At 59.3% G+C, this 13,895-nt stretch carries 10 protein-coding genes; 6 read left to right on the top strand and 4 right to left on the bottom strand.

Going from position 1 to position 13,895, the window contains the following annotated elements:
• Nucleotides 1–259 precede the first annotated feature (259 nt).
• The 6 genes from KP699_RS07455 (at nt 260) to KP699_RS07430 (ending at nt 5,080) form a co-directional block, all read left to right on the top strand.
• Nucleotides 260–1,588 (top strand): MFS transporter, encoded by a 1,329-nt coding sequence (locus KP699_RS07455; RefSeq protein WP_215762149.1) that lies wholly within the window; start codon nt 260–262, stop codon nt 1,586–1,588.
• A gap of 314 nt (nt 1,589–1,902) precedes the next feature.
• Nucleotides 1,903–2,943: an ABC transporter substrate-binding protein gene (locus KP699_RS07450; RefSeq protein ID WP_215762148.1), complete on the top strand. Its 1,041-nt coding sequence runs from the start codon at nt 1,903–1,905 to the stop codon at nt 2,941–2,943.
• On the top strand, nt 2,940–3,704 hold the full coding sequence (locus KP699_RS07445) for an ABC transporter permease (RefSeq protein ID WP_215762147.1): 765 nt from the start codon (nt 2,940–2,942) through the stop codon (nt 3,702–3,704). Before KP699_RS07450 ends, KP699_RS07445 begins: the two co-directional genes overlap by 4 nt.
• Entirely contained in the window at nt 3,692–4,516 is an 825-nt protein-coding gene (locus KP699_RS07440; protein WP_215762146.1) for an ABC transporter ATP-binding protein, read from the top strand. The genes KP699_RS07445 and KP699_RS07440 overlap by 13 nt, the downstream gene beginning before the upstream one ends.
• A gap of 85 nt (nt 4,517–4,601) precedes the next feature.
• Complete coding sequence (locus KP699_RS07435; RefSeq protein ID WP_025826489.1) at nt 4,602–4,838, top strand: DUF883 C-terminal domain-containing protein; 237 nt, start codon at nt 4,602–4,604, stop codon at nt 4,836–4,838.
• A gap of 65 nt (nt 4,839–4,903) precedes the next feature.
• Nucleotides 4,904–5,080: a DUF1328 domain-containing protein gene (locus KP699_RS07430; RefSeq protein WP_025826491.1), complete on the top strand. Its 177-nt coding sequence runs from the start codon at nt 4,904–4,906 to the stop codon at nt 5,078–5,080.
• 187 nt (nt 5,081–5,267) lie between these two features.
• Here the strand turns inward: KP699_RS07430 and KP699_RS07425 are convergent, their stop codons facing one another.
• The 4 genes from KP699_RS07425 to KP699_RS07410 all read right to left on the bottom strand — a co-directional run bounded on the left by KP699_RS07425 (nt 5,268) and on the right by KP699_RS07410 (nt 13,865).
• The gene (locus KP699_RS07425) at nt 5,268–5,702 is read right to left on the bottom strand and encodes a hypothetical protein (protein ID WP_215762145.1); all 435 of its coding nucleotides are present in this window, start codon (nt 5,700–5,702) and stop codon (nt 5,268–5,270) included.
• A gap of 116 nt (nt 5,703–5,818) precedes the next feature.
• Complete coding sequence (locus KP699_RS07420) at nt 5,819–7,372, bottom strand: efflux transporter outer membrane subunit (RefSeq protein WP_025826495.1); 1,554 nt, start codon at nt 7,370–7,372, stop codon at nt 5,819–5,821.
• 8 nt (nt 7,373–7,380) lie between these two features.
• On the bottom strand, nt 7,381–10,677 hold the full coding sequence (locus tag KP699_RS07415; protein ID WP_215762144.1) for an efflux RND transporter permease subunit: 3,297 nt from the start codon (nt 10,675–10,677) through the stop codon (nt 7,381–7,383).
• Complete coding sequence (locus tag KP699_RS07410; RefSeq protein ID WP_077930114.1) at nt 10,674–13,865, bottom strand: efflux RND transporter permease subunit; 3,192 nt, start codon at nt 13,863–13,865, stop codon at nt 10,674–10,676. Before KP699_RS07410 ends, KP699_RS07415 begins: the two co-directional genes overlap by 4 nt.
• Nucleotides 13,866–13,895: the final 30 nt, after the last annotated feature.

Genomic DNA, 13,895 nt, shown 5'->3' with positions numbered 1-13,895 from the left:
TGGCAGAAGCGTCCACGCCAGTGTGGTCGTTGTTATCAGCCCGGATGTTGAGTTTTTCTCCGTCCTTATGGCTGTTTGGGTGAGATCTTACGATCTGTCTGTTCCGTCTCGCGCTTGACGGCTGCCCAGCAAAAAAATCGTTTTTTCGGGTCTTTGCGAGCACTCCCGTAAAGGTCCGTATGGTGATGTGCCTGAAGCCCACGCAATGAGGCGAGGTGTCTTTATTTCGTGCCGTCACCGCATGAAGGAGAGCATGGTGATGCAGACAGCAACACAGCAGGAAAAACCACATCTTATAGACAGAATGGGCATCCCGCGTCCCTTACTCTGGGGCTTTGTCGGGCTTTTGCTGTTCATGATCGGGGACGGGGTTGAGGCCGGGTATCTGGCTCCGTATCTGGAAGGGCAGGGACATTCTTCCACACGGGTTGCGCTGCTGTTTACCGTTTACGGTGTTGCTGTCTCCATTTCCTCCTGGCTTTCAGGCCCTCTGTCGGACCTCTGGGGGCCGAAGAAAGTCATGTGGACCGGCCTTTGGATCTGGGGTGTTTTTGAAGTTCTGTTTCTGCTGCTCGGCCTCCAGCCGAACAACTATCAGATGATGATGGTGGCCTATACGGCGCGTGGTCTTGGGTATCCGCTGTTTGCTTATGGCTTTCTGGTCTGGATTGCCGCGGCAACGCCTGCGCGCCAGCTTGGGTCGGCCGCCGGGTGGTTCTGGTTTGCATTTTCTGGTGGTCTGCCGACGCTGGGCTCTCTGTTCGCCAGCTTTGCCATTCCGCGCATTGGGGAAATGGGCACGTTCTGGTCTTCTCTGGGGCTGGTCATGGCTGGGGGGCTTGTTGCTCTTCTCTTCACCCATGAACCCCGTGGCACGCAGCGTCTCAGCCCGTCGGACGTAACGCTAAAGCAGGCCATGTTCGGCTCAATCAGCATCATCTGGCGTGAACCGAAGACGTTGATCGCGGGCATTGTGCGCACCATCAACACGTCTTCTGAATATGCCTTTCTGGTCATTATGCCGGGCGTGTTTACCAAACTGGTCGGGTTTTCTCTGGAACAGTGGCTGCAACTGCTGTCCATCGTGTTCCTCAGCAACATTATCTTCAACCTGCTGTCCGGCATGATGGCCGATAAGCTTGGTCCGCGGACGGTTGTGGCTGTGGGTGGCGGGCTTGGTGCGGCTATTTCTGTTCCGCTGTTCTATTATGTGCCGCTGTCCTTTACGCATAACTTCCCCATCGCGGCGGCTATGGGGGTGCTGTATGGCGCGTCTCTGGCGTCCTTCGTGCCGCTCTCTGGCCTGATGCCGCAGGTCTGCCCGCGTGAAAAAGCGGCTGCTCTGTCCATTCTGGGTCTGGGTGCCGGGGCCAGTACATGGGTTGGCCCGGCTATTGTCACCTGGTTTGAAGGCTGGCGCGGTGTTGAAGGCGTGATCTGGATTTTCAGCGGGCTGTATGTTGTCTCCGCGTTGCTGACGGTTCTGATTACTGTCTCTCCGGAAGCGCGTGCGCAGATCCGCCGGGATGAGCAGAGAGATAACCAGATGAATCGTGAAGCCGCGATGCATGCTGTCGGGAACCAGTAAGGTCTGCTAAAGCTGGTTTCAAGTTTGACAGTGTCTGGTTTGTAAAAAGAGCGTACGTCTTCCGGGCCGGAATAATCCGCAAGGATAAGGCTCTGTTTTTGACAGCCTGACAGAGTGATCTACAGAAGCAGGGGCAGGGATGAAACGGTGGTTTCCGTGTTCCATCGGCCCCTGTTTTTATATGCGCCAACACATTTTCCAGAAGCTGTGACAAAACCGCATAATCTCCATTTCATGCGGTGCGTTGACAGGCGTTCGAATTTTATCACTATACTACTTCGGTATTAAACGCTTTTGCTCAGCGTGGTGATGAAATGAAACGGTTCTTTTCCCGATTGATAGTTGCGGGCGCGCTGGCTCTGTCCGTATTGGGTAGCCCTGCGCACGCCGGGACACCGGTGCGGATTGGCTATATCCCTGTTCTCGGTTCTTCCGCGCTGTTTATGCTGGATGGAGAAGGCTGGGCGAAAGAGGCCGGGCTGGACCTGAATCTGGTGCGCTTTACGTCTGGCCCGCAGGCCATTCAGGCGCTCGTTTCCGGGCGGATTGATGCCTATGTGGCGGGCGTTCTCCCGCTGCTTCAGGCACGGGCGCATGGCGCGGATGTCAAGGTGGTCACGGCAGCCTCTGTTGAGGAACTGGAAGTGGTGTCCCGCGGGGCGCTCAGCACATTGCTGCCTGCCGGGGCAGAAGGGGGCCTTTCTCCTGAGGCCCTGAAAAATGTTCTGGAAAAATTCAAGCAGGAGCAGTCTCGTCTGCCGCGTATTGCGGTTCAGCCCTCTGGCTCTGTGCCGGACAGTCTGCTGCGGTTCTGGCTGCAAAAGCGGGAGGGAATCAATCCCGTGACGTCTGCTGTGTCTATTGTCGGTGTGGATATTGATGCGGCACAGCAGGCGTTTCTGGCTGGAGCGGTGGACGCGGCCGTGCTGCGCGAGCCCGCCCTGACGGTGGTGCGCAGCCGACTGAAGGATGTCAGAACGCTCGCCAGCGGGCATGACCTCTTGCCGGACCAGCCCGGTTCCGTACTGGCAATTGTTAATCCCAACGCCCCCGACCGTCAGGCTTGGGCGAAGGCTCTGGCTGGCCTGTTTGTGCGCGCCACAACACTTCTGGCCACGCATCCGAATGAGGCCGCGCCGTTTGTGACCAAGGCGCTCGGCGGCGGCATTCTGAGTGAAGATGTTCTGAAAAAAGCGCTGGAAGGCTCTGCGTCCCGTTTTGTGAGCGATCCGACCCGTATTGTGGAGGGCGTAAAGCAGTTGCAGGACTTTGAAGTGGAACAGGGGCTGCTGAGAAAAGCGCAGCCGGTGGAAGACCTGTTTGACCTTGATTTGTGGCGGCAGCTGAAACAGTGACAACCGCGCTTTCCCCACGGCAGCGCTTCGCACTGTCTGGCCTTGGTCTGATTGTGTTTTTTGGAGGCTGGGAGGCGGCGGTCCGCACCGGCCTTCTGCCGTCTGGCATGGTGCCTGCGCCAAGCTCTTTGTGGCAGGCGTGGCTGGATGAGGTGCATGGTGGGTTCTGGCAACAGGCTATTCTGGATAGTCTGAGCCATTACGCGCTGGGGCTGCTGTTTGGCTCCGTGCTGGGGGCACTGACGGGCCTGCTATGCGGCATGGTGCCAGTGCTGGATGCGTTTCTGGCCGGGATTGTGCATCTCCTGCGTCCGGTACCGGGACTGGCATGGGTGCCGTTTGCCATTTTGTGGTTTGGACTGAACACTTCCGGCGCGACGTTTGTTATCGCGATTTCCGTTTTCTGGATCAATTTCTACGCGGCTTATGCGGCGGTGCGGAGTGTGGACCCGGAATTGTATGAACTGGCCTCAGCTTTTGGGCATGGCAGCTTTCTGGGGCGTTTGTTCAAGGTTGTGCTGCCCGCCTCTGCGCCGGGCGTTATGGCCGGGCTGAGAACCGGGCTGGGGCAGGGCTGGATGTCCGTTGTGGCAGCAGAACTGTTTGGGGTGCCGGGGATTGGCGCCCGTATGATGCAGGCGTCCAGTCTTCTGGCGACCGACGTGGTTGTGGTTTATATGCTGACCATGGCGCTTTTGTATGCACTGACAGATTTTCTTTTCGGTTTTGTACGCGTGCGTGTGCTGCGATGGCAGGCATGAGCGATGCGGGGCCTCTGGCCCGGCTTGAAGAGGTCGGGCTTTCGCATGATGGTGGAAAGACGTTTATTCTCCGGCATGTCAGCCTGAATTTGCACAAAGGCGAGTTTGTCGCATTGCTTGGGCCGTCCGGTGTGGGGAAATCCACGTTGCTGCGGGTGCTGATGGGGCTGAGCAAGCCCTCAGAAGGCACAGTAGTCGGGCCGACGCAGGATGAGGCAGGCGCATCGCATGGGGCAGCAGAGGGCAGGCGCCGTGCGCAGGCTCTGGTTTTTCAGGATGCCCGGCTGATGCCCTGGCGTTCTGTCCTGCGGAATGTGGCTTTTGGTCTGGAAGGGCTGGGGCTGACCCGGCAGGCAAAACGGGAGCGTGCGCTGGCGGCATTGCGGCTGGTCGGGCTGGAAGATGCGGCGGACCGCTGGCCGAGGCGTCTTTCGGGCGGCCAGCGTCAGCGCGTTGGGGTTGCCCGTGCTCTGACGGTTGACCCGGACCTGCTGCTGATGGATGAACCGTTTGGGGCGCTCGACCCCATTACACGCAGTTCCTTGCAGGACGAATTACTGCGGATCTGGCAGCAGACCCATAAAACGGTGCTGTTTGTAACGCATGATATTGAAGAAGCACTGAAGCTCGCGACCCGCATTGTCGTGCTCTCCGGCTCCCCCGCGGGCATTACCGGAGAACTGGAGATTGGAGCCGGGGAAAAAGAGCCGGATTCTCCTGCTTTTCGCATGTATGCCGCCCGGCTGCGCGCCATGATTGCCGGGGAGCCGGACCCCGGTGGGGCTCCATACTGGCAATCCGCCGAAATTTAACTTTTTTTGTGAGAAAATACGGCTGCAACGCATCCCTGTGCGCAGGTGTGCGTTATGAGCAGTTATGAGAGGGGGAGGGCTTCTGATGAGTGACGAAAAAACAGTTGAGAACAAACTGGAAGATGGCATTGGCCGTGTTCAGGACGGTGCAGAAAACCTTTTCAACAAAGCGGCGGATCAGACTGATGGTCTGGCCTGCAACAAAGCCTGTGCCGCGCTGGATGCGGTGCGGGACTGCGTTGCGGATCAACCTGTTGTTGCTGTCTCGGTCGCGGGTCTTTTCGGTTTTATTCTGGGCGCCTTACTGGCTCGTAAATCCTGATCAACGCTGACACCCGTTTTAACACTAACGGTCGTGTTGGTTAAAAAGGCAAAGGAGACTTCAACATGCTGAAGATGGCGCTTTTCTTTCTGGTGATTTCCATCATTGCTGGTCTGTTCGGTTTTGGCGGGATTTCTTCCGCTGCTGCCGGAATGGCTAAAATTCTGTTCTTTATCGCGATTGTTCTGTTTGTTGTGTTTCTGGTGGTCGCCCTGCTGGCGGGCCGCTCGCTCACTCAATAAACAGGTCCATCCAGAGTTTGAGAAAGGCCCCTGTCCGGAAGGATGGGGGCTTTTTTTTATGATGGGTATTTGTTTTTCACGGACCTTGAGCCTGAGAGCCTGAGAGCCTGAGAGCCTGAGAGCCTGAGAGCCTGAGAGCCTGAGCCTGAGACGAAGCGGAGGAGGCGTCCAGCATCGCTGCGGGCTGTTATCGTTGTCTGAGGGGATTGCTGAGGCGGTAGGCTTCACCAAACGGGGCAATAGAGGCACCTGTTACCGGGTCATGCCGGGTATCTTCGCCAAACTGCATGTGGATGCGTATACCTTTCCAGAGAGTGATATCTCCAGCGGCATGGCCGTCGTCATACTGTTTTAAAAAAGGCTTTTGCGGGGGCGCGAGAAAGGCCGCGTGGCGTTTGCCGTGCACGGTCAGATCTTCCGTAAGCCATGACTGCAAACCTGAGGACTCAGAGGTTTGCTGCGTCTGGAAAGACAGGGCGTCGGGGGGCAGAATGGTCTGGGTTCTGAGGTCTGGCGCGCCCGGAGCACCCAGAGCAGCCTGACACGGCGAGGCAACGCACAGGAATGCCACCTGAAAAGCGCAGGCCAGAACGGGAACTAAGAGCGGACGGCGTCTCAGCATATGGAAAGGCTCGTGCTTGAGAGATGGCTGGGTACAGCAGGGTCAGAGCCCATAAAAAAAGTCCCTGCTGAAAACAGCAAGGACTTTGTTCCGTTGTCCAGATTATTCCGGAAAACTCAGTTTTTGTCCTTCTGAATGAAGGAGGGCAGGAAGGGATTATCCGTCTGCATGGAGTTTTTGCTCGGCAGTTCAGTCGCGTTCCAGCCACCACCCAGATTTTCAATCAGGGTAACGGAGTCCAGCATCCGGCTCTGCTGGATCTGCAAGGCAGTTTCAGCATTGGAAAGGGCGGTGACTTCCGATGTGATAACCGTCGTATAAATTTCCGTGCCCGCCATATACTGGTTAAGGGCCACAGTGACCGCGCGGTTGGAGGCTTTGACGGCCACATCCTGCTGGTCAGCCTGCTGGGCCAGAACGCGCAGGTTGGCAAGCTGATCTTCCACGCCTTGCAGTGCGGTCAGCACCGTCTGACGATAGGTGGCGACGTAATAATCATAATTGGCGTTTGCTTCATGCACGGCAGCAGTACGGCTGCCACCGGAGAACAGGGTTTCAGACGCTGAGGCTCCCAGTGCCCAGATTCGGTTTGCCACCTGCACCAGTGTCCCCACCGGGTCCCCGCTGTAGGAATAAGACGCCGTGAGTTTTACATCCGGATAGAACGCGGCAATGGCCGCACCAATCTGAGCGTTATATTCTTCCATCCGGCGTTCAGCCGCCGCCACGTCCGGCCGGCGTTGCAGCAGATCGGCCGGAACCGTGACCGGGATGGCGGGGATGGAGGTAGGGAGCGCACCGGGAGCGATGGAGACTTCCGCCGGAGGTTTGCCAATCAGGATGGCAATGGCGTGTTCATACTGGGCGCGGGCCGCCTGTGTGGCGGTGGACTGCGCGCGGGTCTGTTCGAGTTGTGTCTGCGCCTGCAACAGGGTCGTCGGGGTCGCGGTCCCGGCGTCATACTGGTTTTTGGTAATCTGGTAGGAGCGCTCATAGAACTTCACGTTCCGCTCCAGCAGGTCATGCAGGCTGTCCTGATAGCGCATGTTGAAATACGCCGTGGCAAGCTGCGCCTGATAGGACAGGCGGGCATTGGCAAGGTCTGCCGCACTCGCCTGTGCCTCAGTGACCTGTGCCTGAATCTGGCGGCGGATCTTGCCCCACAGATCCAGATCCCACGAGGCAGTCGGCCCCATGCCGTAGGTATTTTCTGTGCTGTTGGAGGGCGTAGCCCCGCCGGAGGCAGAATCTCCGCCGTAATTGATGATGGTGCCGGACGAGCGTGACCCACGGCCGGAGCTCTGCCGGTTGAAGGAGAGTGAACCGCTCAGCGTGGGGTAAAGCTGCGCGCGCACGGAATTTATGGTTGCGCGGGCGTTCCGGTAGCGGGCGTCATATTCCAGCACGGTCTGGTTGTTCAGCGCGACCTGTGCTTCCAGCGCGTTCAGCGTCGGGTCATTATAAATGGTCCACCATGTGCCTTTTGGCAGCTCCGCCAGAGCCGGTTTGGCGTAGGTCCAGCCGGGCGCCGGGCGCAGTTCCTTGAACTGAGGAGACACAATGGCCGAAGGGCGCTTATAGCTGGGGCCGACCATGCAGCCCGTTAAAATAAGCGGGGCCAGCAGGATACTCAGGCGGCGAGAAGACGGGCGGAGAGGGAAATGCTTCATCGGGCGTATCAGGTATCTTGCATGTTGTGAGAAAGGCGGAGGGAGCGGGGGCGGCGTCGGGCAAAGCGCAGGCGCAACCCATCCAGCATGAGGTAAATAACGGGCGTGGTATAGAGCGTGAGCGCCTGACTGACGATCAGACCGCCCACAATCGCAATTCCCAGCGGACGGCGCAACTCGGCACCATAGCCGTTAGCAACAATCAAGGGGGCCGCTCCAAGGGCTGCGGCCACGGATGTCATCATAATCGGGCGGAACCGCAGCAGGCAGGCTGTGCGAATGGCCTCAAGCGAGGACAGATTCCGCTCACGCTCGGCCTCAATGGCGAAATCCACCAGCATGATGGCGTTTTTCTTGACGATGCCGATCAGCAGAATCACGCCGATCATGGCGATGAGCGAAAATTCCTCGCCTGCCAGTTGCAGGGCCAGCAGTGCGCCGACCCCGGCGGAGGGCAGGGTGGAGAGAATGGTCAGCGGATGCACGTAGCTTTCATACAGCACACCGAGCGTAATATAGACGGCGGCGAGTGCCGCCAGAATGAGCAGCGGTTCATCATTCACGGTCTGCTGGAACTGCGCGGCGTTGCCCGCAAAGCTGCCGTGGATGGTGGGCGGCATATGCAGCGCGACCTGCGTGGCCTTAAGCACCTGCGTTGCCGTGCTCAGAGAGACGTTTTTCGCCAGATTAAAGGAAATGGTAGTGGCGACGGACTGGCCCTGATGGTTGATGGAAAGCGGTGTTTTGGCAGGCACCAGTCTGGACACCAGCGTAAGCGGCACCATGGTCTCGGACGACGTGCTGACTGCGGAGCCGTTTGACGCACTCGCCCCGCCCGCCAGAGCGTTGGCAATCTGGTTTTTGAAGGACTGGCTGCTCAGGGAGGAGGAAGTGCTGTTGCCTGCCGAATCCCGGCCCGACGCATCCCGCCGGACCCGCACCGTATTGGACTTTGTGCCGCCCCCGGCAGACCCGCCTGATACACTGATCCAGACCTGATTCAGTGCGTTGGGGCTGGACCAGTGCTGCGGGTCCGCTTCCATCACCACATGATACTGGTTGAGCGCGTTATAAATGACGGAGGCTGAGCGCTGGCCAAAGGCATCATACAGGGTGTTGGACAAAAGCTGCGGGGTGATCTGCACGCGCGATGAGGTGTCACGGTCAATCCGCACATCAATCGCAGAGCCACCCTGCTGCACGTCGGAGGACAGATCCGTGAATTCCGGGTGGTGTTGCAGGGCGGCCTGGAGCTTGCTGGTCCATGTATAGAGTTCGGACGCGGATTCTCCTTCCAGCGTGTACTGGTAGGCCGCGTTGCTCTGCCGAGCACCGGCCCGCACAGCTCCCGGCTGCATCATGAAGAACTGCGCGCCCACCAGATGGCTCAGCCTGCGTGTGGCGCGGGCAATCAGGTCTGTCGGCGTATCGGACCGGTCTGCCTTATCTTTGAGTTGCAGGAACAGATTGGCCTGATTGGAGCCACGCCCGCCAATAAAGCTGGAGACGCTCTGCACATCCTTATCCTTCAGGATGCTTTTCTGAACCTGCATCAGCTTTTGTGAGAGCGCCGTGAAGGAAATGGACTGATCACCCTGCAAATGGCCCATCATCATGCCGGTATCTTCCGTGGGGAAGAAGCCTTTGGGCATACGGACAAACAGCGCGACAATCAGGGCCAGAGTCAGCGGCAGGCTGAGCAGCACCAGTTTGCGGTGCGCCAGTGCCACGTCCAGCGTGCGCGTGTAGCCTGCCTGCAAACCATTCAGGATGCGGGTGATAAAAACCGTGATGCGCCGCAGGATTTGCGGCGTCTGCCCGGGCTTGCGGGGGGTGAGAAGCTGGGCTGCCATCATCGGCGTAAGAGTGAGGGACAGCACCATGGACACCAGAATGGTGACGGAGACTGTCATCGCGAATTCATGGAACAGCCGGCCGGCCAGCCCGCCCAGCAGCAGGATGGGCAGAAAGACCGCAATGAGGGAAATGGAGATGGAAATGACGGTAAAAGCCACTTCCCCCGTGCCGCGAATGGCGGCGTCCCGCGCGGAATAGCCCTGCTCAATATAACGGGCGATATTTTCCATCACCACAATGGCGTCATCCACCACAAAGCCGGTGGAGACCGTCAGCGCCATGAGGGACATATTGTCCAGCGAATAGCCGAGGGTCGCCATGACGCCAAAGGTCGCCACAATGGACGTTGGCACCACAACGGCCGGGATCAGCGTCATGCGGCCGGAATGCAGGAAGGCCAGCACCACCAGCACGACCAGCACGATGGAGACAATCAGCGTATATTGCGTATCCGCCAGAGAGGCCCGGATGGTCAGAGACCGGTCAAGCCCCACATGCAGGTCCACCCCGCCGGGCAGGGCGGCCTGAAGCAGCGGCATTTTGGCGTTAATCTGGTCCACCGTCTTGATGGTGTTGGCCCCGGCCTGCGGGAAAACAACGGCAATCACGGAGCGCGCGCCGTTATAATAGCCTGCGTTGCGGAGGTCTTCCACGCTGTCCCGCACGTAGGCCACGTCTGAAAGCCGCACCGGGCGGTTGTTGCGCCATGCGATAATCAGATCCCGGTAGTCCTGCGCGCTGCGGGCCTGATCGTTCGTGTCGAGCGTAAAGCGCATGCCGTTCTGGTCCACCACCCCTTTGGGGGTGTTGGCGTTGGCAGAGGCCAGTGCCGCCCGGACGTCTTCAAAGCTGATGCCGTATTTGTAGAGCGGGTGCGGGTTGATTTCCACGCGCACGGCGGGCAGGGCGCTCCCGCTGATTTCCACTTCCCCCACCCCTTCAATCTGCGAGAGGTGCTGCTCCAGAACATTGGTGGCGTAGTCATAGAGCTGTGGCTGGGTGTGGGTGTCGGAGGTCAGCGCCAGAATCAGGATAGGCGCGCCGTTGGGGTTGGCTTTGGAATAGGACGGGTTTTGGCGCAGGGAAGAGGGCAGGTCCGCATGGGCGGCCTGAAGGGCTGCCTCCACATCCCGCGCGGCCCCGTTAATATCGCGTGAGAGCGCAAATTGCAGCGTGATGCGCGTCAGGTTCTGGGAGGACTGGGACGTCATTTCCGTGAGGTCCGCAATCTGCCCCAGATGCCGCTCCAGCGGGGCGGCGACGGAACTGGCGATTTCTTCAGGTGAGCCGCCAGCCTGCCGGGCCTGCACCTGAATAACCGGAAAATCAACGTTCGGCAGGTCTGACACCGGGAGACTTCTGTACCCCAGCACGCCGGCAAGCAGCAGTGCTACGGTCAGAAGAATGGTGGCAACGGGCCGGTCAATGAAGATCCGGCTGAAATTCACGAGTGAACCTGTCCGGCTGAGGGCGGCTGGGTGGGAGGCAGGTCATTACGGTGGCGCCATGCGTTCCAGCGATGGGCCCATGTATCCAGCGTCAGATAGATCACCGGCGTGGTGAACAGTGTGAGAAGCTGAGAGAGGGCAAGGCCGCCGATAATGGTCAGCCCCAGCGGGTAACGCAGTTCAGACCCTGTGCCGTTGGAAATGACCATCGGCACAGCGCCCAGCATGGCGGCAAGGGTTGTCATCAGGATAGGACGGAACCGCAGCGTGGCTGCCTGACGGATGGACTGGAGGGAGTCCATGCCGTGCTCACGCTCGGCATCCAGTGCGAAGTCGATCATCATGATCGCGTTTTTCTTCACAATACCGATCAGCAGCACGATGCCGATAATGCCCATCACATCCAGATCCACCCCGGCCACAATCAGCGTCAGCAACGCCCCAATGGCGGCGGAGGGGAGGGTGGAGAGAATGGTAATGGGGTGGATAAAGCTCTCGTACAGAATACCCAGCACGATATAGACGGCAACCAGCGCCGCCGCGACGAGGAAGAGTTCGTTACTCAGAGACCCTTCAAACGCCGCCGCCGTGCCCTGAAAGGATGTCTGGAAAGAAGAGGGCAGTTTGATCTCTTCTTCCACCTTGCGGATGGCGGCTGTCGCATCCCCCAGCGCATAGCCGGGTGCGAGGTTGAAGGAGACGGTCGTCGCCGGGAACTGCCCGAAATGGGTTATCAGCAGCGGGGCCTTGCCTTTTGTAACTTTTGTCACCGCCGCCAGAGGCACCAGCCCTGAGGTGGGGGAGCGGGTAGGGCCAGAGGAACTTTCCCCGGAGTTGCCGCCAATACCCGGCAGATAGACCTGATTGAGCGAGGCCAGATTGGTCTGGAATGCCGGGTCAGCTTCCAGAATGACACGATACTGGTTGGACTGTGTGTAGATGGTGGAAATCTGCCGCTGGCCGAACGAGTCATACAGCACGTTATCAATGGTCTGCGGCGTGATGGAATAGCGCGCGCCGGTGGTGCGATCCAGCGTGACATGCGCCACCAGCCCTTCGGCCTGAAGGTCAGACGTGACATCGGCCAGAGCAGGCTCCTGCCGCAGGCGGTCCAGCAGTTTGGGGATCCACGTATTAAACGCGGTGGCGTCCGGGTTTTCCAGCAGGAACTGATACTGCGTGGCGGTGACGGTTGTATCCAGAGACAGGTCCTGAATAGGCTGCATATACAGCTTGATCCCGGCGACCTCGGAGGTTTCCTGCTCCAGACGGCGCGCAATGGTCAGCGCGCTGTCTGAACGGTCATCATGCGGGCGCAGGTTGATCAGAAAGCGACCCTGATTAAGCGTGGCATTCTGCCCGTCCACCCCCACAAAGGAGGAGAGGGAGACCACATCCGGGTCTTTCAGCAGTACGCGGGCCAGGGCCTGCTGGTGTTCCTTCATGCTCTCGAACGAGATGGCCTGAGACGCAACGGAAATCCCCTGAATGACGCCGGTATCCTGCGCGGGAAAGAACCCTTTAGGAATGATAACAGCCAGAACGCCGGTCAGCACCAGCGTGCCGAGCGCGACAAACAGGGTGAGAACACGGTGCGCCAGAACAACATCCAGAGCGCGGTCATACCCGGCAATCAGCTTTTCCGTCGCCACTTCCATACGGGCGGACCAGCGCTGGAAGGCGGTGGTGGCGCTGGCGGCATCATGCGGGCGTTCACTGAGGATCCGCGCGCACATCATCGGCACGAGCGTCAGGGAGACCACGGCAGACAGAACAATGGTGATGGACAGGGTCAGCGCAAATTCATGGAACAGGCGGCCCACCACATCACCCATGAACAGCAGCGGGATCAGCACCGCAATGAGCGAGATGGTCAGGGAGATAATGGTAAATCCGATTTCCCCGGCACCTTTGACGGCGGCGGACATCCGGTCTTCCCCGGCTTCCACGTAGCGCGAGATGTTCTCGATCATCACAATGGCATCATCCACCACAAAGCCGGTGGCGATGGTCAGGGCCATGAGAGAGAGGTTATCCAGCGAGAAGCCGAGCAGATACATAATGGCCAGCGTGCCGATAATGGAGAGCGGCACGGACAGGCTGGGGATAATGGTGGCCGGGACGTTGCGCAGGAACACAAAAATCACGCCCACGACCAGCACCAGAGCCAGAAACAGCTCGAACTCCACGTCAGAGACGGAGGCGCGGATGGTGGTGGTGCGGTCTGTCAGCGGAACAATATCAATGCCCGGCGGCAGCGCCTTGCGCAGCACGGGCAGGGCCGCCTGAATATTGTCCACCACGGAGATCACGTTGGCACCCGGCTGGCGCTGCACATTCATGATCAGCGCCGGGGTGAGGTTGGACCATGCGGCAAGCTGGGTGTTTTCCGGGCCGATCACAACAGAGGCGACATCCCGGATCCGGACAGGCCCGCTGTTCTGATAGGCAATGACCTGATTGAGCAGCATGTCCACATTGGTAATCTGCCCATCAACCCGCAGCGTGGCCGCACGGGTTGCACCATCAAACGTGCCGGTGGGGGAGTTGACGTTGACGTTGCCAATGGTGGTGCGCAGCGTATCCAGATCAATCCCGTAGGAGGTCAGCTTGGGGATGTTGACGCGAACGCGAATGGCCTTGCGGTTGCCGCCTGAAAGCGTCACCAGCCCAACCCCGGAAATCTGACTGATTTTCTGGGCCAGACGGGTGTCCACATAGTCTTCCACTTCCGGCAGGGGGATGGTGGAGGACGTAATGCCTAGCGTCAGCACAGGTGTATCCGCCGGGTTGACCTTGGCGTAGACCGGCGGGGCCGGAAGGTCAGTCGGCAGGAGAGAATTGGCCTGATTGATGGCGGCCTGCACTTCCTGCTCCGCCACGTCCATGGACATGGTGAGGTTGAAGCGCAGCGTAATGACAGACGCGCCCCCTGAGGAGCGCGATGTCATCTGGTCCAGCCCCGGCATCTCGCCAAACTGGGTTTCCAGAGGGGCCGTCACGGAGGTTGCCATCACATCCGGCCCGGCGCCGGGGTAGAAGGTCTCAACCGTAATGGTGGGGTAATCCACCTGCGGCAGAGCCGAAACCGGGAGGAAGTGGTAGCCCAGAAGCCCGCTCATCAGAATGGCGAGCATCAGGAGCGTCGTGGCGACGGGCCTGCGGATAAAGAGGCTGGAGGGGTTCACTGGGCAGGCGTACCGGCAGGTGGGGTGGTG

It is taken from the genome of Acetobacter sp. P1H12_c (genome assembly GCF_018811975.1).
In the GTDB taxonomy this organism is placed as follows: Bacteria; Pseudomonadota; Alphaproteobacteria; order Acetobacterales; family Acetobacteraceae; genus Acetobacter; species Acetobacter persici.
This window is presented reverse-complemented; position numbering and strand designations above follow the sequence as displayed.

What these genes read in the sequence shown, in the direction of transcription:
- KP699_RS07455 (WP_215762149.1), top strand. Translation starts at nt 260, where the DNA reads ATGCAGACAGCAACACAGCAGGAAAAACCACATCTTATAGACAGAATG.
- KP699_RS07440 (WP_215762146.1), top strand. Translation starts at nt 3,692, where the DNA reads ATGGCAGGCATGAGCGATGCGGGGCCTCTGGCCCGGCTTGAAGAGGTC.
- KP699_RS07435 (WP_025826489.1), top strand. Translation starts at nt 4,602, where the DNA reads ATGAGTGACGAAAAAACAGTTGAGAACAAACTGGAAGATGGCATTGGC.
- KP699_RS07430 (WP_025826491.1), top strand. Translation starts at nt 4,904, where the DNA reads ATGCTGAAGATGGCGCTTTTCTTTCTGGTGATTTCCATCATTGCTGGT.
- KP699_RS07450 (WP_215762148.1), top strand. Translation starts at nt 1,903, where the DNA reads ATGAAACGGTTCTTTTCCCGATTGATAGTTGCGGGCGCGCTGGCTCTG.
- KP699_RS07425 (WP_215762145.1), bottom strand. Translation starts at nt 5,702, where the DNA reads ATGCTGAGACGCCGTCCGCTCTTAGTTCCCGTTCTGGCCTGCGCTTTT.
- KP699_RS07420 (WP_025826495.1), bottom strand. Translation starts at nt 7,372, where the DNA reads ATGAAGCATTTCCCTCTCCGCCCGTCTTCTCGCCGCCTGAGTATCCTG.